The organism is Planococcus sp. BI3 (assembly GCF_056680115.1).
On sequence record NZ_CM155266.1, the window covers coordinates 2,566,023 to 2,588,353 of the forward strand.

Annotated in this window: 12 protein-coding genes, 11 tRNA genes and 6 rRNA genes; all 29 read right to left on the reverse strand. The window is 49.2% G+C overall.

The features are described from left to right. Positions 1–8: 8 nt before the first annotated feature. Positions 9–479 carry a CtsR family transcriptional regulator gene (locus tag AC1MEO_RS12965; protein WP_480331045.1) on the reverse strand — a complete coding sequence of 157 codons (471 nt, stop codon included), beginning with the start codon at positions 477–479 and terminating at the stop codon, positions 9–11. A 159-nt stretch (positions 480–638) separates the two neighbouring features. Further along, positions 639–884 (reverse strand): hypothetical protein, encoded by a 246-nt coding sequence (locus AC1MEO_RS12970; protein WP_480331047.1) that lies wholly within the window; start codon positions 882–884, stop codon positions 639–641. Between the two features lie 139 nt (positions 885–1,023). After that, positions 1,024–1,139, reverse strand: a 5S ribosomal RNA gene (gene rrf / locus AC1MEO_RS12975). Between the two features lie 72 nt (positions 1,140–1,211). Beyond that, a 23S ribosomal RNA gene (locus tag AC1MEO_RS12980) occupies positions 1,212–4,143 on the reverse strand. 199 nt (positions 4,144–4,342) lie between these two features. Next, a 16S ribosomal RNA gene (locus tag AC1MEO_RS12985) occupies positions 4,343–5,894 on the reverse strand. 171 nt (positions 5,895–6,065) lie between these two features. Continuing rightward, positions 6,066–6,141, reverse strand: a tRNA-Ala gene (locus tag AC1MEO_RS12990). Positions 6,142–6,147: 6 nt separating this feature from the next. Continuing rightward, positions 6,148–6,224 (reverse strand) — tRNA-Pro (locus AC1MEO_RS12995). A gap of 27 nt (positions 6,225–6,251) precedes the next feature. Next, positions 6,252–6,328, reverse strand: a tRNA-Arg gene (locus tag AC1MEO_RS13000). Positions 6,329–6,357: 29 nt separating this feature from the next. Continuing rightward, positions 6,358–6,446, reverse strand: a tRNA-Leu gene (locus AC1MEO_RS13005). Between the two features lie 29 nt (positions 6,447–6,475). Beyond that, positions 6,476–6,550 (reverse strand) — tRNA-Gly (locus AC1MEO_RS13010). 5 nt (positions 6,551–6,555) lie between these two features. Next, positions 6,556–6,640: transfer RNA gene (locus AC1MEO_RS13015), tRNA-Leu, on the reverse strand. A 21-nt stretch (positions 6,641–6,661) separates the two neighbouring features. Beyond that, positions 6,662–6,737 (reverse strand) — tRNA-Lys (locus AC1MEO_RS13020). A gap of 11 nt (positions 6,738–6,748) precedes the next feature. Continuing rightward, positions 6,749–6,824, reverse strand: a tRNA-Thr gene (locus tag AC1MEO_RS13025). 13 nt (positions 6,825–6,837) lie between these two features. Beyond that, positions 6,838–6,913 (reverse strand) — tRNA-Val (locus tag AC1MEO_RS13030). A gap of 10 nt (positions 6,914–6,923) precedes the next feature. Continuing rightward, positions 6,924–7,039 (reverse strand): 5S ribosomal RNA (gene rrf / locus AC1MEO_RS13035). Between the two features lie 133 nt (positions 7,040–7,172). Further along, positions 7,173–10,104, reverse strand: a 23S ribosomal RNA gene (locus AC1MEO_RS13040). Positions 10,105–10,227: 123 nt separating this feature from the next. Then, positions 10,228–10,303: transfer RNA gene (locus AC1MEO_RS13045), tRNA-Ala, on the reverse strand. An 8-nt stretch (positions 10,304–10,311) separates the two neighbouring features. Continuing rightward, a tRNA-Ile gene (locus AC1MEO_RS13050) sits at positions 10,312–10,388 on the reverse strand. Positions 10,389–10,507: 119 nt separating this feature from the next. Beyond that, a 16S ribosomal RNA gene (locus AC1MEO_RS13055) occupies positions 10,508–12,059 on the reverse strand. Together the 16S, 23S and 5S rRNA genes with 11 tRNA genes alongside form the textbook arrangement of a ribosomal RNA operon. Before the next feature lie 375 nt (positions 12,060–12,434). Next, on the reverse strand, positions 12,435–13,919 hold the full coding sequence (gene lysS, locus AC1MEO_RS13060) for a lysine--tRNA ligase (RefSeq protein WP_480331048.1): 1,485 nt from the start codon (positions 13,917–13,919) through the stop codon (positions 12,435–12,437). A gap of 114 nt (positions 13,920–14,033) precedes the next feature. Next, positions 14,034–14,528: a 2-amino-4-hydroxy-6-hydroxymethyldihydropteridine diphosphokinase gene (folK, locus tag AC1MEO_RS13065; protein WP_480331050.1), complete on the reverse strand. Its 495-nt coding sequence runs from the start codon at positions 14,526–14,528 to the stop codon at positions 14,034–14,036. Beyond that, complete coding sequence (gene folB / locus AC1MEO_RS13070; protein ID WP_480331052.1) at positions 14,525–14,890, reverse strand: dihydroneopterin aldolase; 366 nt, start codon at positions 14,888–14,890, stop codon at positions 14,525–14,527. Before folB ends, folK begins: the two co-directional genes overlap by 4 nt. Beyond that, entirely contained in the window at positions 14,890–15,702 is an 813-nt protein-coding gene (gene folP / locus AC1MEO_RS13075) for a dihydropteroate synthase (RefSeq protein WP_480331054.1), read from the reverse strand. The genes folB and folP overlap by 1 nt, the downstream gene beginning before the upstream one ends. Before the next feature lie 137 nt (positions 15,703–15,839). Beyond that, positions 15,840–16,781, reverse strand: coding sequence for a cysteine synthase A (cysK, locus tag AC1MEO_RS13080; protein ID WP_480331056.1), 942 nt, complete (start codon positions 16,779–16,781; stop codon positions 15,840–15,842). A gap of 133 nt (positions 16,782–16,914) precedes the next feature. Next, positions 16,915–17,856, reverse strand: a complete 942-nt coding sequence (locus tag AC1MEO_RS13085; protein ID WP_480331058.1) for a peptidyl-prolyl cis-trans isomerase — start codon at positions 17,854–17,856, stop codon at positions 16,915–16,917. Next, a complete protein-coding gene (gene hslO, locus AC1MEO_RS13090; RefSeq protein WP_480331060.1) occupies positions 17,837–18,721 on the reverse strand; it encodes an Hsp33 family molecular chaperone HslO in 885 nt (294 codons plus the stop codon). Before hslO ends, AC1MEO_RS13085 begins: the two co-directional genes overlap by 20 nt. A 17-nt stretch (positions 18,722–18,738) precedes the next feature. Beyond that, positions 18,739–19,506, reverse strand: a complete 768-nt coding sequence (locus tag AC1MEO_RS13095; RefSeq protein WP_480331062.1) for a type III pantothenate kinase — start codon at positions 19,504–19,506, stop codon at positions 18,739–18,741. 119 nt (positions 19,507–19,625) lie between these two features. Beyond that, positions 19,626–21,641, reverse strand: a complete 2,016-nt coding sequence (ftsH, locus tag AC1MEO_RS13100) for an ATP-dependent zinc metalloprotease FtsH (protein WP_480331064.1) — start codon at positions 21,639–21,641, stop codon at positions 19,626–19,628. 121 nt (positions 21,642–21,762) lie between these two features. After that, positions 21,763–22,314, reverse strand: coding sequence for a hypoxanthine phosphoribosyltransferase (hpt, locus tag AC1MEO_RS13105; RefSeq protein WP_480331065.1), 552 nt, complete (start codon positions 22,312–22,314; stop codon positions 21,763–21,765). Positions 22,315–22,331: the final 17 nt, after the last annotated feature.

Below are 22,331 nucleotides of genomic sequence, written 5' to 3' on the forward strand. Positions count from 1 at the left end.
TCACCCCTTTATGTGTTCGATTGATATTTAATTGTGAAGAGCATCGCTATAAGGATGCGTGCTCGGACTTCATCGCGTGTCGGAAGAGGCAAAAGCAGTGTCGCGCGATCAACAGCACTGAGAATCAGTTTTGCTTCTCGCTTCGAAATAATGTCTTCATCCAACAGTCTGAAAACGATATCCTCTGCCATTACTTGCGTAGCACCGTGCTCCAAACGTTGAATTACTTCTGCAATCACATCTGATTTTTGATGAAGTCTAATTCTTTTAATGCGAATATACCCGCCGCCCCCGCGTTTACTTTCTACCAAGTACCCACGATCAACAGTAAAACGAGTATTAATGACATAGTTTATTTGAGATGGTACGCATTGAAATTTTTCAGCTACTTCACTCCGTTTAATTTCAATATGATCTCTCTCGCTTAATTCGATAACTTGCTTCAAATAACCTTCAATTACATCCGAAATATTCCGCATCGCCTTCACCTCTTCGATACATAATATAGCCAAAGTTGACTTTGACTATATTTGACTTAATTATACACCAAGCTTTTTATAGATATCAAATAGTATGTATCGAAGGTTTTAATCAATTAAAAAAGTCTTAAAGCTAGAATGCTAAAAGACTTTTAAACCTTACTCTTGATCTAGTATTTTTTTCACAAAATCTTTAGCATGACTAGATACTGACCCAGTTTTTTCTTCTAAATATTTAGTCTTCCACTTAATCCCCTCTTGCCAAATTTCCACTACATCCCCCACTGAGACATTATGAGTGAAATCCACTAAAGGAAAGGTATACTGTTCCTCATTTTCTTTAACCGCCTTCAATAATACCGTTCTTTTATCAATAGCTTCTACTTTGTATACACCTGGTTTCATAATTACTCACCTCACTCTTGTTTTCCCATTCCAATACATATTCAATCCTTATTCCCACTCAAAGTTTCATTCTTTTATTTTTCTTTTTTCCTAAACAAAAAAGCCGTTACCGGAATCGGTAACGACTTTCTTTCATATAGACCAGCGACGTCCTACTCTCACAGGGGGAGACCCCCAACTACCATCGGCGCAAAAGAGCTTAACTGCCGTGTTCGGGATGGGAACGGGTGTGGCCTCTTTGCCATCATCACTGGACTATTTGCTTGAGCTTGTTCGCTCAAAACTGGATACACGACATTGATTCCATGCAAGAATCCGTACGGTTGTTTGGTTAAGTCCTCGATCGATTAGTATTCGTCAGCTGCACGTGTCGCCACGCTTCCACCTCGAACCTATCTACCTCATCGTCTTTGAGGGATCTTACTTGCTTGCGCAATGGGAAATCTCATCTTGAGGGGGGCTTCGTGCTTAGATGCTTTCAGCACTTATCCCGGCCACACATAGCTACCCAGCGATGCCCTTGGCAGAACAACTGGTACACCAGCGGTGTGTCCATCCCGGTCCTCTCGTACTAAGGACAGCTCCTCTCAAATTTCCTGCGCCCGCGACGGATAGGGACCGAACTGTCTCACGACGTTCTGAACCCAGCTCGCGTACCGCTTTAATGGGCGAACAGCCCAACCCTTGGGACCGACTACAGCCCCAGGATGCGATGAGCCGACATCGAGGTGCCAAACCTCCCCGTCGATGTGGACTCTTGGGGGAGATAAGCCTGTTATCCCCGGGGTAGCTTTTATCCGTTGAGCGATGGCCCTTCCATGCGGAACCACCGGATCACTAAGCCCGTCTTTCGACCCTGCTCGACCTGTACGTCTCGCAGTCAAGCTCCCTTCTGCCTTTACACTCTGCGAATGATTTCCAACCATTCTGAGGGAACCTTTGGGCGCCTCCGTTACTCTTTAGGAGGCGACCGCCCCAGTCAAACTGCCCGCCTGACACTGTCTCCCACCCCGATCAGGGGTGTGGGTTAGAATTTCAATACAACCAGGGTAGTATCCCACTGACGCCTCCCCCGAAGCTGGCGCTCCGGGCTCAAAGGCTCCTACCTATCCTGTACAAGTTGCACCAAAATTCAATATCAGGCTACAGTAAAGCTCCACGGGGTCTTTCCGTCCTGTCGCGGGTAACCTGCATCTTCACAGGTACTATAATTTCACCGAGTCTCTCGTTGAGACAGTGCCCAGATCGTTACGCCTTTCGTGCGGGTCGGAACTTACCCGACAAGGAATTTCGCTACCTTAGGACCGTTATAGTTACGGCCGCCGTTTACTGGGGCTTCAGTTCGCACCTTCGCTTGCGCTAAGCACTCCCCTTAACCTTCCAGCACCGGGCAGGCGTCAGCCCCTATACGTCACCTTACGGTTTTGCAGAGACCTGTGTTTTTGCTAAACAGTCGCCTGGGCCTATTCACTGCGGCTCTCTCGGGCTATACACCCTACCAGAGCACCCCTTCTCCCGAAGTTACGGGGTCATTTTGCCGAGTTCCTTAACGAGAGTTCACTCGCTCACCTTAGAATTCTCTTCTCGCCTACCTGTGTCGGTTTGCGGTACGGGCACCTCCCGCCTCGCTAGAGGCTTTTCTTGGCAGTGTGAAATCAGGGACTCCGAGGCTAGGCCTCTCGCCATCACAGCTCAACGTATCAGGAATGGGATTTGCCTCATTCCACGCCTCACTGCTTGGACGTGCACAACCAACGGCACGCTCTCCTTATCCTTCTGCGTCCCCCCATTGCTCAAACGGCGGGGAGGTGGTACAGGAATATCAACCTGTTGTCCATCGTCTACGCCTATCGGCCTCGACTTAGGTCCCGACTAACCCTGAGCGGACGAGCCTTCCTCAGGAAACCTTGGGCATTCGGTGGACGGGATTCTCACCCGTCTTTCGTTACTCATACCGGCATTCTCACTTCTAAGCGCTCCACCAGTCCTTGCGGTCTGACTTCAACGCCCTTAGAACGCTCTCCTACCACGGACATCTACGATGTCCATCCACAGCTTCGGTAATCCGTTTAGCCCCGGTACATTTTCGGCGCAGTGTCACTCGACCAGTGAGCTATTACGCACTCTTTAAATGATGGCTGCTTCTAAGCCAACATCCTGGTTGTCTAAGCAACGCCACATCCTTTTCCACTTAACGGATATTTGGGGACCTTAGCTGGTGGTCTGGGCTGTTTCCCTCTTGACTACGGATCTTATCACTCGCAGTCTGACTCCCAAGCATAAATCACTGGCATTCGGAGTTTGTCTGAATTCGGTAACCCGGGATGGGCCCCTAGTCCAAACAGTGCTCTACCTCCAGGATTCTCAATCTTGAGGCTAGCCCTAAAGCTATTTCGGAGAGAACCAGCTATCTCCAGGTTCGATTGGAATTTCTCCGCTACCCACACCTCATCCCCGCACTTTTCAACGTGCGTGGGTTCGGGCCTCCAGTAAGTGTTACCTTACCTTCACCCTGGACATGGGTAGATCACCTGGTTTCGGGTCTACAACTGCATACTCTGGCGCCCTATTCAGACTCGCTTTCGCTGCGGCTCCGCCTTCTCAGCTTAACCTTGCATGCAATCGTAACTCGCCGGTTCATTCTACAAAAGGCACGCCATCACCCATTAACGGGCTTTGACTACTTGTAGGCACACGGTTTCAGGATCTATTTCACTCCCCTTCCGGGGTGCTTTTCACCTTTCCCTCACGGTACTGGTTCACTATCGGTCACTAGGAAGTATTTAGCCTTGGGAGATGGTCCTCCCGGATTCCGACGGAATTTCACGTGTTCCGCCGTACTCAGGATCCACTCTGGAGGGGAAGGGTTTTCGGCTACGGGGCTGTTACCCGCTGCGGCGGACCGTTCCAGGTCGCTTCGCCTAATCCTTCCTTTTGTAACTCCGTATAGAGTGTCCTACAACCCCAAGAGGCAAGCCTCTTGGTTTGGGCTGATCCCGTTTCGCTCGCCGCTACTCAGGGAATCGCATTTGCTTTCTCTTCCTCCAGGTACTTAGATGTTTCAGTTCCCTGGGTCTGCCTTCTCATGTGCTATCAATTCACACATGGATACTGCCCGATTAAAGGCAGCGGGTTCCCCCATTCGGAAATCTCCGGATCACAGCTCACTTACAGCTCCCCGAAGCATATCGGTGTTAGTGCCGTCCTTCTTCGGCTCCTAGTGCCAAGGCATCCACCGTGCGCCCTTTCTAACTTAACCAATGGTCAATTAAAAAGTTGTGGCTCGAAAGCCACGCGTACATGAATTGCTTGCATATATGTTTCAATGTCGTTTTATCCAGTTTTCAAAGAACAAGTGTTGAAAGAATCACAAAAAGGCGTTGCCGCCTGAAGGTGAACCTTCAAAACTGAACGCAAAACGTCAACCCCGGGAAACCCGGTTCCGAATTTATCCTTAGAAAGGAGGTGATCCAGCCGCACCTTCCGATACGGCTACCTTGTTACGACTTCACCCCAATCATCCGTCCCACCTTCGGCGGCTGGCTCCACAAGTGGTTACCTCACCGACTTCGGGTGTTACAAACTCTCGTGGTGTGACGGGCGGTGTGTACAAGGCCCGGGAACGTATTCACCGTGGCATGCTGATCCACGATTACTAGCGATTCCGGCTTCATGCAGGCGAGTTGCAGCCTGCAATCCGAACTGAGAACGGTTTTCTGGGATTGGCTCCCCCTCGCGGGTTGGCAGCCCTTTGTACCGTCCATTGTAGCACGTGTGTAGCCCAGGTCATAAGGGGCATGATGATTTGACGTCATCCCCACCTTCCTCCGGTTTGTCACCGGCAGTCACCTTAGAGTGCCCAACTGAATGCTGGCAACTAAGATCAAGGGTTGCGCTCGTTGCGGGACTTAACCCAACATCTCACGACACGAGCTGACGACAACCATGCACCACCTGTCACCGCTGTCCCCGAAGGGAAAGGCGTATCTCTACACCGGGCAGCGGGATGTCAAGACCTGGTAAGGTTCTTCGCGTTGCTTCGAATTAAACCACATGCTCCACCGCTTGTGCGGGCCCCCGTCAATTCCTTTGAGTTTCAGCCTTGCGGCCGTACTCCCCAGGCGGAGTGCTTAATGCGTTAGCTGCAGCACTAAGGGGCGGAAACCCCCTAACACTTAGCACTCATCGTTTACGGCGTGGACTACCAGGGTATCTAATCCTGTTTGCTCCCCACGCTTTCGCGCCTCAGCGTCAGTTACAGACCAGAAAGTCGCCTTCGCCACTGGTGTTCCTCCACATCTCTACGCATTTCACCGCTACACATGGAATTCCACTTTCCTCTTCTGCACTCAAGTCCTCCAGTTTCCAATGACCCTCCACGGTTGAGCCGTGGGCTTTCACATCAGACTTAAAGGACCGCCTGCGCGCGCTTTACGCCCAATAATTCCGGACAACGCTTGCCACCTACGTATTACCGCGGCTGCTGGCACGTAGTTAGCCGTGGCTTTCTGGTGAGGTACCGTCAAAATGCCAGTAGTTAGTTGGCACGTGTTCTTCCCTCACAACAGAGTTTTACGATCCGAAAACCTTCGTCACTCACGCGGCGTTGCTCCGTCAGACTTTCGTCCATTGCGGAAGATTCCCTACTGCTGCCTCCCGTAGGAGTCTGGGCCGTGTCTCAGTCCCAGTGTGGCCGATCACCCTCTCAGGTCGGCTACGCATCGTCGCCTTGGTGGGCCATTACCCCACCAACTAGCTAATGCGCCGCGGGCCCATCCTGCAGTGACAGCCGAAACCGTCTTTCCGTGCAGCCTCAGGAGAGGCCGCAAACTATTCGGTATTAGCACCGGTTTCCCGGAGTTATCCCGATCTGCAGGGCAGGTTGCCCACGTGTTACTCACCCGTCCGCCGCTGAACCAAATGGAGCAAGCTCCAATGGTTCCGCTCGACTTGCATGTATTAGGCACGCCGCCAGCGTTCGTCCTGAGCCAGGATCAAACTCTCCATTATAGAGAACATTTGACTGCTCTTTGACTTGCTGGCGTACCGTGGTCCGAAGACGCACGGTTCGCTTGTGATCTGCACGAATGCTGATCAGTAGGTTTGCGCGGGCCGTTTTGCGCGGCCGTTGCTGTTTGTTGACGTTTTGCTGTTCAGTTTTCAAGGTTCAATATTAAAAAATGGTGGAGCCTAGCGGGATCGAACCGCTGACCTCCTGCGTGCAAGGCAGGCGCTCTCCCAGCTGAGCTAAGGCCCCATTGTTTGGTCGGGAAGACAGGATTCGAACCTGCGACCCCTTGGTCCCAAACCAAGTGCTCTACCAAGCTGAGCTACTTCCCGAACTTGAGTTGCTGAGTGTAAAAAATATGGTGCGCCCGAGAGGACTCGAACCTCTAACCGCTTGATTCGTAGTCAAGTACTCTATCCAATTGAGCTACGGGCGCATAAAAAGTATTCATTTGGTTTGCATAAATGGTGCCGAGGACCGGAATCGAACCGGTACGGTAGTCACCTACCGCAGGATTTTAAGTCCTGTGCGTCTGCCAGTTCCGCCACCCCGGCTAAGGGTCGGCATAGTGTGCAAAAAAAATTGGAGCGGAAGACGAGGTTCGAACTCGCGACCTCCACCTTGGCAAGGTGGCGTTCTACCACTGAACTACTTCCGCAAAAATGGTGCGGGTGAAGGGAGTCGAACCCCCACGCCCGAAGGCGCTAGATCCTAAGTCTAGTGCGTCTGCCAGTTCCGCCACACCCGCGTGGCAATTATGAAATTAAAATGGTGAGCCATGAAGGATTCGAACCTTCGACCCTCTGATTAAAAGTCAGATGCTCTACCAGCTGAGCTAATGGCTCATTTGCATGAGTGGTGCCGGAGAAAGGACTTGAACCCTCAACCTACTGATTACAAGTCAGTTGCTCTACCAGTTGAGCTACTCCGGCGAAAGAGAAAAAATGGTGGAGGATGACGGGATCGAACCGCCGACCCTCTGCTTGTAAGGCAGATGCTCTCCCAGCTGAGCTAATCCTCCGATATGTATTGCCCAGCGACGTCCTACTCTCACAGGGGGAGACCCCCAACTACCATCGGCGCAAAAGAGCTTAACTGCCGTGTTCGGGATGGGAACGGGTGTGGCCTCTTTGCCATCATCACTGGACTATTTGGTTTTGAAAGACAAGATTCATTATACCATGCTAAGTGGTTTTTTCAAGCTTTTTTTCAAAAACTTTTCTTGTTCCTTCAAAACTGGATAAACGACATTGATTCCATGCAAGAATCTGTACGGTTGTTTGGTTAAGTCCTCGATCGATTAGTATTCGTCAGCTGCACGTGTCGCCACGCTTCCACCTCGAACCTATCTACCTCATCGTCTTTGAGGGATCTTACTTGCTTGCGCAATGGGAAATCTCATCTTGAGGGGGGCTTCGTGCTTAGATGCTTTCAGCACTTATCCCGGCCACACATAGCTACCCAGCGATGCCCTTGGCAGAACAACTGGTACACCAGCGGTGTGTCCATCCCGGTCCTCTCGTACTAAGGACAGCTCCTCTCAAATTTCCTGCGCCCGCGACGGATAGGGACCGAACTGTCTCACGACGTTCTGAACCCAGCTCGCGTACCGCTTTAATGGGCGAACAGCCCAACCCTTGGGACCGACTACAGCCCCAGGATGCGATGAGCCGACATCGAGGTGCCAAACCTCCCCGTCGATGTGGACTCTTGGGGGAGATAAGCCTGTTATCCCCGGGGTAGCTTTTATCCGTTGAGCGATGGCCCTTCCATGCGGAACCACCGGATCACTAAGCCCGTCTTTCGACCCTGCTCGACCTGTACGTCTCGCAGTCAAGCTCCCTTCTGCCTTTACACTCTGCGAATGATTTCCAACCATTCTGAGGGAACCTTTGGGCGCCTCCGTTACTCTTTAGGAGGCGACCGCCCCAGTCAAACTGCCCGCCTGACACTGTCTCCCACCCCGATCAGGGGTGTGGGTTAGAATTTCAATACAACCAGGGTAGTATCCCACTGACGCCTCCCCCGAAGCTGGCGCTCCGGGCTCAAAGGCTCCTACCTATCCTGTACAAGTTGCACCAAAATTCAATATCAGGCTACAGTAAAGCTCCACGGGGTCTTTCCGTCCTGTCGCGGGTAACCTGCATCTTCACAGGTACTATAATTTCACCGAGTCTCTCGTTGAGACAGTGCCCAGATCGTTACGCCTTTCGTGCGGGTCGGAACTTACCCGACAAGGAATTTCGCTACCTTAGGACCGTTATAGTTACGGCCGCCGTTTACTGGGGCTTCAGTTCGCACCTTCGCTTGCGCTAAGCACTCCCCTTAACCTTCCAGCACCGGGCAGGCGTCAGCCCCTATACGTCACCTTACGGTTTTGCAGAGACCTGTGTTTTTGCTAAACAGTCGCCTGGGCCTATTCACTGCGGCTCTCTCGGGCTATACACCCTACCAGAGCACCCCTTCTCCCGAAGTTACGGGGTCATTTTGCCGAGTTCCTTAACGAGAGTTCACTCGCTCACCTTAGAATTCTCTTCTCGCCTACCTGTGTCGGTTTGCGGTACGGGCACCTCCCGCCTCGCTAGAGGCTTTTCTTGGCAGTGTGAAATCAGGGACTCCGAGGCTAGGCCTCTCGCCATCACAGCTCAACGTATCAGGAATGGGATTTGCCTCATTCCACGCCTCACTGCTTGGACGTGCACAACCAACGGCACGCTCTCCTTATCCTTCTGCGTCCCCCCATTGCTCAAACGGCGGGGAGGTGGTACAGGAATATCAACCTGTTGTCCATCGTCTACGCCTATCGGCCTCGACTTAGGTCCCGACTAACCCTGAGCGGACGAGCCTTCCTCAGGAAACCTTGGGCATTCGGTGGACGGGATTCTCACCCGTCTTTCGTTACTCATACCGGCATTCTCACTTCTAAGCGCTCCACCAGTCCTTGCGGTCTGACTTCAACGCCCTTAGAACGCTCTCCTACCACGGACATCTACGATGTCCATCCACAGCTTCGGTAATCCGTTTAGCCCCGGTACATTTTCGGCGCAGTGTCACTCGACCAGTGAGCTATTACGCACTCTTTAAATGATGGCTGCTTCTAAGCCAACATCCTGGTTGTCTAAGCAACGCCACATCCTTTTCCACTTAACGGATATTTGGGGACCTTAGCTGGTGGTCTGGGCTGTTTCCCTCTTGACTACGGATCTTATCACTCGCAGTCTGACTCCCAAGCATAAATCACTGGCATTCGGAGTTTGTCTGAATTCGGTAACCCGGGATGGGCCCCTAGTCCAAACAGTGCTCTACCTCCAGGATTCTCAATCTTGAGGCTAGCCCTAAAGCTATTTCGGAGAGAACCAGCTATCTCCAGGTTCGATTGGAATTTCTCCGCTACCCACACCTCATCCCCGCACTTTTCAACGTGCGTGGGTTCGGGCCTCCAGTAAGTGTTACCTTACCTTCACCCTGGACATGGGTAGATCACCTGGTTTCGGGTCTACAACTGCATACTCTGGCGCCCTATTCAGACTCGCTTTCGCTGCGGCTCCGCCTTCTCAGCTTAACCTTGCATGCAATCGTAACTCGCCGGTTCATTCTACAAAAGGCACGCCATCACCCATTAACGGGCTTTGACTACTTGTAGGCACACGGTTTCAGGATCTATTTCACTCCCCTTCCGGGGTGCTTTTCACCTTTCCCTCACGGTACTGGTTCACTATCGGTCACTAGGAAGTATTTAGCCTTGGGAGATGGTCCTCCCGGATTCCGACGGAATTTCACGTGTTCCGCCGTACTCAGGATCCACTCTGGAGGGGAAGGGTTTTCGGCTACGGGGCTGTTACCCGCTGCGGCGGACCGTTCCAGGTCGCTTCGCCTAATCCTTCCTTTTGTAACTCCGTATAGAGTGTCCTACAACCCCAAGAGGCAAGCCTCTTGGTTTGGGCTGATCCCGTTTCGCTCGCCGCTACTCAGGGAATCGCATTTGCTTTCTCTTCCTCCAGGTACTTAGATGTTTCAGTTCCCTGGGTCTGCCTTCTCATGTGCTATCAATTCACACATGGATACTGCCCGATTAAAGGCAGCGGGTTCCCCCATTCGGAAATCTCCGGATCACAGCTCACTTACAGCTCCCCGAAGCATATCGGTGTTAGTGCCGTCCTTCTTCGGCTCCTAGTGCCAAGGCATCCACCGTGCGCCCTTTCTAACTTAACCAATGGTCAATTAAAAAGTTGTGGCTCGAAAGCCACGCGTACATGAATTGCTTGCATATATGTTTCAATGTCGTTTTATCCAGTTTTCAAAGAACAAGTTCATCACTTCTGCGTGCGAAATGATTGGTGGAGCCTAGCGGGATCGAACCGCTGACCTCCTGCGTGCAAGGCAGGCGCTCTCCCAGCTGAGCTAAGGCCCCAAGAAGAATGGTGGGCCTAAATGGACTCGAACCATCGACCTCACGCTTATCAGGCGTGCGCTCTAACCAGCTGAGCTATAGGCCCTCTTGAGTATAATTCATATTCTAATAGAAGATCATTCCAGTGTCGCCACTGAAGGTGAACCTTCAAAACTGAACGCAAAACGTCAACCCCGGGAAACCCGGTTCCGAATTCATCCTTAGAAAGGAGGTGATCCAGCCGCACCTTCCGATACGGCTACCTTGTTACGACTTCACCCCAATCATCCGTCCCACCTTCGGCGGCTGGCTCCACAAGTGGTTACCTCACCGACTTCGGGTGTTACAAACTCTCGTGGTGTGACGGGCGGTGTGTACAAGGCCCGGGAACGTATTCACCGTGGCATGCTGATCCACGATTACTAGCGATTCCGGCTTCATGCAGGCGAGTTGCAGCCTGCAATCCGAACTGAGAACGGTTTTCTGGGATTGGCTCCCCCTCGCGGGTTGGCAGCCCTTTGTACCGTCCATTGTAGCACGTGTGTAGCCCAGGTCATAAGGGGCATGATGATTTGACGTCATCCCCACCTTCCTCCGGTTTGTCACCGGCAGTCACCTTAGAGTGCCCAACTGAATGCTGGCAACTAAGATCAAGGGTTGCGCTCGTTGCGGGACTTAACCCAACATCTCACGACACGAGCTGACGACAACCATGCACCACCTGTCACCGCTGTCCCCGAAGGGAAAGGCGTATCTCTACACCGGGCAGCGGGATGTCAAGACCTGGTAAGGTTCTTCGCGTTGCTTCGAATTAAACCACATGCTCCACCGCTTGTGCGGGCCCCCGTCAATTCCTTTGAGTTTCAGCCTTGCGGCCGTACTCCCCAGGCGGAGTGCTTAATGCGTTAGCTGCAGCACTAAGGGGCGGAAACCCCCTAACACTTAGCACTCATCGTTTACGGCGTGGACTACCAGGGTATCTAATCCTGTTTGCTCCCCACGCTTTCGCGCCTCAGCGTCAGTTACAGACCAGAAAGTCGCCTTCGCCACTGGTGTTCCTCCACATCTCTACGCATTTCACCGCTACACATGGAATTCCACTTTCCTCTTCTGCACTCAAGTCCTCCAGTTTCCAATGACCCTCCACGGTTGAGCCGTGGGCTTTCACATCAGACTTAAAGGACCGCCTGCGCGCGCTTTACGCCCAATAATTCCGGACAACGCTTGCCACCTACGTATTACCGCGGCTGCTGGCACGTAGTTAGCCGTGGCTTTCTGGTGAGGTACCGTCAAAATGCCAGTAGTTAGTTGGCACGTGTTCTTCCCTCACAACAGAGTTTTACGATCCGAAAACCTTCGTCACTCACGCGGCGTTGCTCCGTCAGACTTTCGTCCATTGCGGAAGATTCCCTACTGCTGCCTCCCGTAGGAGTCTGGGCCGTGTCTCAGTCCCAGTGTGGCCGATCACCCTCTCAGGTCGGCTACGCATCGTCGCCTTGGTGGGCCATTACCCCACCAACTAGCTAATGCGCCGCGGGCCCATCCTGCAGTGACAGCCGAAACCGTCTTTCCGTGCAGCCTCAGGAGAGGCCGCAAACTATTCGGTATTAGCACCGGTTTCCCGGAGTTATCCCGATCTGCAGGGCAGGTTGCCCACGTGTTACTCACCCGTCCGCCGCTGAACCAAATGGAGCAAGCTCCAATGGTTCCGCTCGACTTGCATGTATTAGGCACGCCGCCAGCGTTCGTCCTGAGCCAGGATCAAACTCTCCATTATAGAGAACATTTGACTGCTCTTTGACTTGCTGGCGTACCGTGGTCGTTAGACGCACGGTTCGCTTGTGATCTGCACGAATGCTGATCAGTAGGTTTGCGCGGGCCGTTTTGCGCGGCCGTTGCTGTTTGTTGACGTTTTGCTGTTCAGTTTTCAAGGTTCAAGTTGTTTGCCAAACTCTATTGGCGACTTTTCAATATTACCAGCTTCTATTACCGAAGTCAATAACTTTTTTCACCTTATCGTTCTTCGCGTATTTTATTATGAAAAACGCGACAAGAAATAGTATAGCACCATTTCAAAATACACACAAGCATTTTTTTAAAAAAGCCGATAAAAAGGTTTGAGCCCTTTAAACCGGCGTTTTTTCCAGAGTCTTTATTCTTTCGGTCGCATTTGCGGGAACAACAAAACGTCTCTAATAGAGGAAGAATTCGTTAATAGCATAATTAAACGGTCAATACCGATTCCTAATCCACCTGTTGGCGGCAACCCATATTCCAACGCTTCAATAAAGTCCTCATCCATTTCATGAGCCTCGTCGTTTCCTTCAGCCTTTTCTATCAACTGTGCCTCAAAACGCTGACGCTGATCAATTGGATCGTTTAACTCCGTAAACGCATTAGCATGCTCACGGCGAACGATAAACAATTCAAAACGATCCGTAAACCGCTCATCTTCAGGGTTTTTCTTAGCTAAAGGCGAAATTTCAACTGGATGTCCGTAAATGAAAGTAGGTTGAACTAATTGCTCTTCCACTTTTTGCTCAAAGAATTCATTTAAAATATGACCTACATCCATAGTAGGCTTCACATCAATATTGTGTTCTTTCGCTAAAGCCTGTGCTTCTGCTTTTGTCATGTGCTTCCAGAAATCAACACCCGTATATTCTTTTACAGCGTCAGCCATATGTAGTCGTTTCCAGCCTACAGCTAAATCAATTTCATCTTCCCCGTATTGGACAGTGGTCGTCCCAAGGACTTCCTGCGCAATATGTGCTACAAGGTTTTCAGTGAGCGCCATAATATCGTTGTAGTCTGCATAGGCTTCATATAGCTCTAGCATCGTAAATTCAGGATTGTGGCGAGTTGAGATTCCTTCGTTTCGGAAGACACGGCCGATTTCATAGACCTTCTCCAAGCCGCCGACAATCAAACGTTTCAAATGAAGTTCAATTGCAATACGGATATACAGCTCCATATCCAATGCATTGTGATGTGTTGTAAATGGTTTTGCAGTTGCTCCTCCCGCGATTGAATGAAGCATCGGGGTTTCCACTTCCAAGAATCCTTTATCATCTAAATAACGGCGCATCGATTGAATAATCCGGCTCCGCAGTATGAAAGTCTCTTTGCTATCATCACTTGTCAGCAGATCTAAATACCGCTGGCGATAACGTTGTTCTACATCTTTTAAGCCATGGAACTTTTCAGGCAGCGGACGCAGTGCTTTCGTAAGAAACTCTACTTCTTTCGCTTTGACTGAAAGTTCACCTACATTTGTTTTAAAGACAGTCCCCTTAATACCCAGAATATCTCCCAAGTCGACCGTATTGTAAAATTCATAAGCTTCTTCGCCAATCGCATCTTTGCGGACATAGATTTGTATTTGGCCTTTAAGATCCTGGATATGGGCAAAGCCGGCTTTTCCTTTTCCACGTTTCGTCATAACCCGGCCAGCGATGATTACTTCATGTGGTGTTTCTTCAAGCTCTTCTTTGGAAAGCTCTCCGTATTGCTCAATAATTTCCTGTGATAGGTGAGTCCGTTCAAAACGGCTACCAAATGGATCCATTCCATGATCACGGAAATTCTGCATTTTTTGGCGTCTCACCAATAATTGATCGTTTAATTCTTCTGACATGTCCTACACTCCTTTATCTCTATAAAGCCAATCTCATTCACGTATTTCTCTATTGTACACAATTTCTTACCATACTACATAAAAAAGCTGCCACAAATTTGTGGCAGCTTCTACTTAACAATGTCTATCTTGCAAAAATTCTTCCGTGGTAGTATATGATTTCCACAAACGAACGCCTTCAGCTTCTGTAGAACCTGCAACTTCAAGCTCCGGATTCACTTCCAGCAGCGGAACCATAACGAAAGCCCGTTCATGCATTCTCGGATGTGGAACAACAAGCCTTTCTGTTTTAAAGCTATCTTGGTTAAATAATAAAATATCAAGGTCTATTGTCCGCGGTCCCCATCTGATCAGCCTCTTACGATTTAAATTCTGTTCGATTTCCTGACAGGCATCGAGTAACGCCAGTGCTTCTAGTTCCGTTTCGAGCTGGACGACCATATTCAGGAAAGGCTCCTGGTCTGTGTACCCTACTGGATCCGTTTCATAAAGCGAAGAAATACGAGTAATACTGATGGCCGGGTGACCGGCTAATTGCGACACGGCCTGTCTCAGCATTTCAAAGCGGTCTCCCATATTAGAGCCAAGCGATAAATAACTTTGGTTCATGCGAATGTACCTCGCGTCAGTTCGATCGCCACGGATTTATAATGGCCGGGAATCGGCGGATCCGGTTTGATCAGCTGCACACGGATTCCTTGTACTAACGGGAAATTGGAAAGTATGCGGGCAGCCACACTTTCCGCTACAGCCTCCACTAATTTTTTTGGTTTACCTTCGACGATTGAACGGCAGGCTTCATAGACTTCTCCGTAATGCACTGTATGTTCCAAGGCGTCTGTCTCGCCAGCCTGCTGCAAATCCACAGCCAATGAAACCGTCAGCCGAAATCGCTGGCCAAGTTTCGTCTCTTCAGGGAATACCCCGTGGTAGCCATAGAATTCCATATCATTCACGTGAATAAAATCCATTATTTCTCCTCCTCGTATGGACACTTGCCAGTTAATGCATCAATCATCCGGACTGCACGCACCGTTTCCTTTACATCATGGACACGCACAATGTGACAGCCTTGATTGACGCCATAGCAAACGGTTGCCAGTGAACCTTCAAGGCGTTCGTCGACAGGAGCGTCTAAAATCTTTCCGATGAACGACTTTCTTGAGGTACCCAGAAGAACCGGATAGCCTAATTCCACCAGCTGCCCGATCATTTGCATTGCTTGGAGGTTTTGCGACACTGACTTAGCGAATCCTACACCCGGATCTAGCCAGATGTTCTCTTTGCACACGCCAGCATCTAATGCGATTTGAATACTTTCTCCCAAATCCTGCAAAATGTCTTCCTGGAAATTTGAATATGACGTATCGAGACGGTTATGCATGAGGATAAGCGGAACATTCCACTTCGCTGCTACTTCCGCAATGGCCGGATCGTATTTGGCTCCCCAGATATCATTGATGATGTGTGCACCTGCAGCAACAGCCGCATCAGCCACCCGCGATTTATAGGTATCTACGGAAATTAAAACGTCACACTGTTGCCGCAATGATTCAATAACCGGCACAATTCGCCCAATTTCTTCATCATCTGAGATCTGTGTATAGCCTGGACGTGTAGATTCGCCTCCCACATCGATGATATCCACACCGTCTGCAATCATCCCTCGCGCATGGGTAAGCGCTTGTTCTAATCCACTGTACTTGCCTCCATCGGAAAAAGAATCCGGTGTGACATTCAATATGCCCATGACGAGCGTTTTATCTTTAAAATTGATTTTCATCCAGAGTCACCGTCCATACTTTAAATAGGTATTTATTTCCCGGGAAATAAAAGCGTGCTTTCATCTTACCTTACTTGAGCTGTTTTTTTCCAGGAAAAAAGAGCGGCCATAGGGCACGCTCCTCTTACTGTCGCTGTTTAGTTGGACTCGTCAAATTGATAAAGCGGCGTGCTTAAGTAGCGTTCGCCATTAGACGGGATAATCGCCAAGACTTTTTTGCCTTTACCTAAACGTTTAGCAACCTGAAGAGCGGCATAAATAGCAGCACCTGAAGAGACGCCGCCAAGAATTCCTTCTTCGCGCGCTGCCTGGCGAGCGGTTTCGTACGATTGGTCATTGGTAACTTGAATAATCTCGTTATAAATTTCAGTGTCCAATACAGCAGGCACAAATCCTGCTCCAATCCCCTGAATTTTATGTGGTCCTGGCTTGCCGCCTGATAGGACCGGCGAATCAGTTGGTTCCACTGCAACGATTTGAATATCAGGATACTTTTCCTTCAATATTTGGCCAGCACCTGTAATCGTCCCGCCTGTACCGATCCCGGAAATGAAAGCATCCAATTGATCTCCCATTGTTTCAACGATTTCCGGACCTGTTGTCAACCGATGCACTTCAGGGTTCGCTTCGTTGTTGAACTGTTGCGGCATGAACCAGCCGTTTTCAGCAGCATTTTTTTCAGCGGTCTTGATGGCGCCATTCGGACCGTTCATTCCGTCTGCCCCTGGCGTCAAAATCAATTCAGCTCCATAAGCACGCAATAAGTTGCGGCGCTCCATGCTCATCGTTTCAGGCATAACCAAAACAGATTTATAGCCTTTTGCTGCTGCAATCATTGCCAGGCCGATTCCTGTATTGCCGCTCGTCGGTTCGATGATGGTATCGCCTTCTTTTAAATCTCCGGACTTTTCAGCCGCCTCGATCATAGCCAGCGCAATACGGTCTTTGACACTGCTGCCTGGGTTGAAGTATTCCAATTTCAAATAAACGTCCGCGTCTTCAGGACCTGTTAACCGGTTTAATTTTACGATTGGTGTTTGCCCAATCAAATCAGTAATCGAATTTCCTACACGCGCCATTCTTCAACACTCCTAATCCCTAGTAATTTTGTCGACTTTAATAAAGCTAATGGTATCAATAAATCGGACGGTTTGTCAAATTGTATGAATTCATAAAAAATGGACGTTTCATAACGAAACGTCCAGTAAGTATCTACTCTCCATAAAACCATTCTGCATCGAACTCCTGCCAAAATGCTTCCGGAGTGATCGATTGCGGCAATTGTTCAAGTGCCAGCTCACGGTTGATGTGTCCTTCTACGTCTTCAAAAGAAAATGTCTGGCCATCCACTTTTTCCGTCACGGAAATAATCGCGGTCCGGCCGTTTTCCAAAGCCAGTGGAGATGACCATCCACCCACCTCTACTTTTGCAACCGTCTTGGCAATATTGTCGTCAACTCCCGGTTCACCATTCGCAATGTATCCGATGTCTCCACCAAGGTTGCCTGTCGCGCTGTCGATCGAACGTTCACGGGCAGTCGCTTCAAATGAAGAACCTTTTTCCAGTTCCTTAATGGTTTCTTCCGCTTCTGCTTTTGAGTTTAGAACGATCATGCGTGTCCGGTATGAATCTTTCACGTCATAGAGTGATTGATTATCATCGTAGAACGCTTTAATTTCACTGTCTTCGATGACAATATCTTTTGTTAGGACTTTTTCCAGAATCAACTGGGCTTTTAGCTTTTCGCGTTGGCGTGTTTCATCTGCTGCATATAATGCAGTCTCCGTAGTATCCTGCGATGAGCGCAGCAATGCCAATTCCAAATCAATCTCTTTTTCGCTTACTTCAATCCCATAATCTTTTGCTGCTGTTGCCATGACTTTCTCGTTGACCAGTTCGAGCAGCGCTTCGCGGCCATGCTGTTCTTCCATGGTCACCAGCCACTCTTCCCGTGTGATGTCATCTCCACTGACAGAAGCTACTTTTTCCGCGTTGCCGGTATCATTCGGAATCAGCCAAGCGATAAACCAGAGGAAATTTGCCAACAGTAAAATGCCGATGACCAGCAGCACCGGTTTAGTTTTCAGATGTCTTTTTGGCTTGCCTGTACCTGCCGGTGGTACAGGGCGCCGATTATTTGGACTGGAGCTCATTGATAAACGACTCGAGTTCCTCTTTGGAATACTGATACGTTTCCAGACAGAAATGGCATTGCGCTTCTGCCATGCCGTCTTCATCGATCATTTCTTGAATTTCTTTTTCTCCAAGTCCCAGGATAGCTGTCGCAAAACGGTCTTTGGAACAATTGCATTCAAAATGTACCGGCGTTTTATCAAGAATTTGGACATTTCCTTCTCCGAGAACCGCTTCAAGGATTTCTTCAGGCGACAATCCCCGTTGAATCATCTTGGAAACAGGTTCGATATTGGATAGGCGTTCTTCAATTTTTGTGATGGTTTCATCATCTGTATTCGGCATCAATTGGATGATAAACCCGCCTGCCGCCAAAATTGAGTTGTCGGTATCCACCAGGACACCCAATCCAACAGAAGAAGGCACTTGTTCGGACACTGCGAAATAATAAGTGAAGTCTTCAGCGATTTCACCTGAAACGATCGGTGTTTGGCCCGTGAAATTATCGCGCATGCCAAGGTCTTTAACAACGGACATCATGCCATTCGTGCCAACTGCACGGCTGACATCCAATTTCCCTTTTTCATTCAAATCAAAATGGGTCTGCGGATTGGATACATAACCGCGGACGCCGCCTTTTCCATTGCTGTCCACCAACAAGGCACCGATGGGTCCGCCGCCTTCAAATTTAATCGTTACTTTATCGTCGCCTTTCAGCATAGCTCCAAGCATGACGCCACCTGTCATCGCACGCCCTAAAGCTGCCGAAGCGGTCGGCCACATCATGTGGCGGCGCTGCGCTTCTCCTACTGTTTTCGTGCTGTCTACTGCAAATGCACGGACACTCCCGTTAAATCCGAGGCCGCGAACTAAATAATCTGACACATGTATCGTTCCTTTCTTTACGCTTGGTTGCGTTTGTAAATTAAATACAGTCCTTTTAATGTCAAAAAAGGATCTACATAATCAATGACTGTCGATTCGCCGGCAATTAAAGAAGCCATGCCGCCAGTCGCAATGACTGTCGGTTTTTCCTTGCTCTGCTTTTTCATCCGCGCCACGATGCCTTCCGCCTGGCCAACATACCCGTAGACAATTCCAGCCTGCATGGCGGAAATGGTGTTTCTGCCTACCACTTGATCCGGCGTAGCAATTTCAATCCGCGGCAATTTGGAGGCACGGGCATACAGTGCTTCTGTTGAAATATTGATGCCTGGGGCGATGGCACCTCCCATGTATTGCTGCTTTTCATCAATATAACAGAAAGTATTGGCAGTGCCAAAGTCCACAATGATCAAAGGAGCACCGTATTCGTGAATCGCTGCGACCGCGTTGACGATCCGGTCGGCACCCACTTCCCGGGGATTATCATATTTGATGTTGAGCCCGGTTTTGACTCCAGGCCCGACAATCATCGGCTTTAGTTGAAAATACTTCTGGCACATCCGTTCCAGCGCAGACATGATGGGCGGCACGACGGAAGACATGATGATGCCATTAATCGAAGAAAAGCTTAACCCAGCATCGTTCAGAAATGCTTTGATCTGCATCCCGTATTCATCTTCTGTTTTGTGGCGGAGAGTTTCCATGCGCCAATGATGTATTAACTGTTCCTGGCTGTAGACGCCCAGAACAATATTCGTATTTCCAGCATCCAATACTAAGATCATGATTTGCCCTCGCTTATTGACGAATTTCCAACACATCATACCATAATTCGGGGAAAGCAAAAAGCTGGTTGCCCATCCCTTTCAAAGGGAATGGGCAACCAGCTCATTATTTATTGTGCTTATTTGCGTTTTTCTTCAATCGGCTCTCCAACTGGAGTCGCTTCGCCTTCTTCTGATGGCAGGTCTCCCGCCGAAGGATCAGTTGCTGCTCCTACTGCATCCGGGACATCGCTGTCTTTTTTCAAATCAGGCGTGCTTTCATCTCCAAAATCGCCGTTCAATGACTCATATGAACGTTCAGGAAGTGTTCCATGATCTTTCAAGTGAAGGATCTGGGCTGCATCCAAAGTTTCAACTTCAAGCAATGTAGTCGCAATCAATTTCAGAAGGTCCTGATGTTTAGTCAGAATCTCTTTCGTGCGGATATACTGCTCTTTGATGATGCGTTGGACTTCCTGGTCGATTTCAAAGGCAATCGCATCAGAATAGTTTTGCTCTGAGTTAAAGTCGCGGCCTAGGAAAACATTTCCACCTTGCGCCGTACCGAATTGGACAGGTCCAATTTTGTCACTCATACCGTATTCCGTTACCATGCTGCGGGCAATAGCCGTTGCACGTTGGAAATCGTTATGGGCGCCGGTCGATACTTCACCGAATGAAAGATCTTCAGCTACACGGCCACCGAGTAATCCTGCAATTTTATCAAGCAATTCCGGTTTCGTCATAAAGTAGCGATCTTCTCTTGGAAGCATGACGGCATAACCGCCAGCTTGGCCGCGAGGAACGATGGTTACTTTATGGACAATATCTGCATCGTCCAATATCAAACCGATGACAGTATGTCCAGATTCGTGGAATGCCACGATATTGCGTTCTTTTTTCGAAATGACGCGGTTTTTCTTAGCAGGACCAGCGATAACGCGGTCTGATGCTTCGTCCAGATCGGACATGTCGATTTTGAGTTTACTGCGACGGGCTGCAACAAGTGCCGCTTCGTTCAATAAGTTCTCCAAATCGGCGCCTGAGAATCCAGGTGTACGCTGAGCGATCGCTTTCAAGTCGACGTTTTCATCAAGCGGTTTATTGCGGGCATGAACTTTAAGGACTTCTTCACGGCCTTTAACATCCGGACGACCTACAGTAATCTGACGGTCAAAACGTCCTGGACGAAGCAAAGCCGGATCCAGAATATCCGGACGGTTGGTTGCTGCAATAATGATGACGCCTTCGTTTGCACCGAAACCATCCATCTCTACCAATAGTTGGTTCAATGTCTGTTCACGCTCATCGTGTCCACCGCCGAGGCCTGCGCCACGTTGGCGGCCGACTGCGTCAATTTCATCGATGAAAATGATACAAGGTGCGTTTTTCTTAGCGTTTTCGAACAAATCACGAACTCGGGAAGCTCCGACACCGACAAACATTTCTACAAAATCAGAACCACTGATGGAGAAGAAAGGAACGCCTGCTTCTCCGGCAACAGCACGTGCCAAGAGGGTTTTACCAGTACCCGGAGGTCCGACAAGCAAAATCCCTTTTGGAATACGGGCGCCGATATCTGCGAATCTGCGCGGATCTTTCAAGAAATCAACAACTTCTACAAGTTCCTGTTTCTCTTCATCTGCTCCAGCTACATCGCCAAAGCGGACTTTTTGCTTCTGGTCATCATACAGCTTCGCTTTACTTTTACCGAAGTTCATCACACGGCCGCCTCCGCCGCCTTGTGATTGATTAAGTAGGAAGAAGAAAAGGATGAAGATGATGATGAACGGAATGATGCCTGTGAAAAATGAAACCCAACCACTTGTTTGTGGAGCTTTCAAGAATTCAACCTGTACATCCTGCGAGCTGGCAACTTCATCGATCTGGGTCGTCAACGCTTCGTTTTCAAGTGGAATATTCGTTACAAAAGACTGGCCTTCTTCATAGCCTTCCATTACACCTGTAACTTCATAAACCATTGCCTCTGGCTGGATCGTTACTTCTGTAATTTCCCCATTTTCCAGCGCTGCTAAAAATTCGTTATATCCTATATTTTCAGTCGGCTGGTTGCTATTGTTAAAGGTACCCAGAATCCCGATAATAACTAGGAAAATCAGTAAATAAAATATGGTGTATCGAAATATCCGATTCATCCTGCGCCTCCTCATAAAGTTTCCCTAAAACTATACTAAATACTATCATAGGAACATTTAAGCATACAACGAAAAGACCTTATTCCCGCTGATAAATCCATAGACTGTGAACGATCATTGTCTATTCTTCTTCTCCATTGTAAACCGAAGGCTTCAGAATTCCGATATACGGCAAGTTCCGGTATCTTTCTGCATAATCCAATCCGTAACCCACAACAAATGCGTCCGGTACAACAAAACCGACATAATCAGCTTTCAAGTCCACTTTGCGGCCCGTTGGCTTATCCAGCAATGTAACGATTTTAATCGATTTTGCCTTCCGGTACTTGAACAAGTCCACTAAATAGCTGAGCGTCAGCCCACTGTCAATGATGTCTTCAATGATCAGAAGATCACGGCCTTCAACACTGGCATTCAAATCTTTGATGATCTTGACTTCTCCTGAAGAAACGGTGGCATTGCCATAACTCGAGACATCCATAAAGTCCATTTCGACAAAACCATCAACGCGTTTCATCAAATCTCCCATGAAAGGCATGGCACCTTTTAATACACCAATAGCCAAGGGATATTTGTCTTTGTAGTCTTCTGTCAATATCGCTCCCAGTTCACGTGCTTTTTCCTGTAGCCGTTCTTCACTGATCAATACTTCTTTAATGTCGTTCTGTAACATGGTGGGCCTCCTAGTAA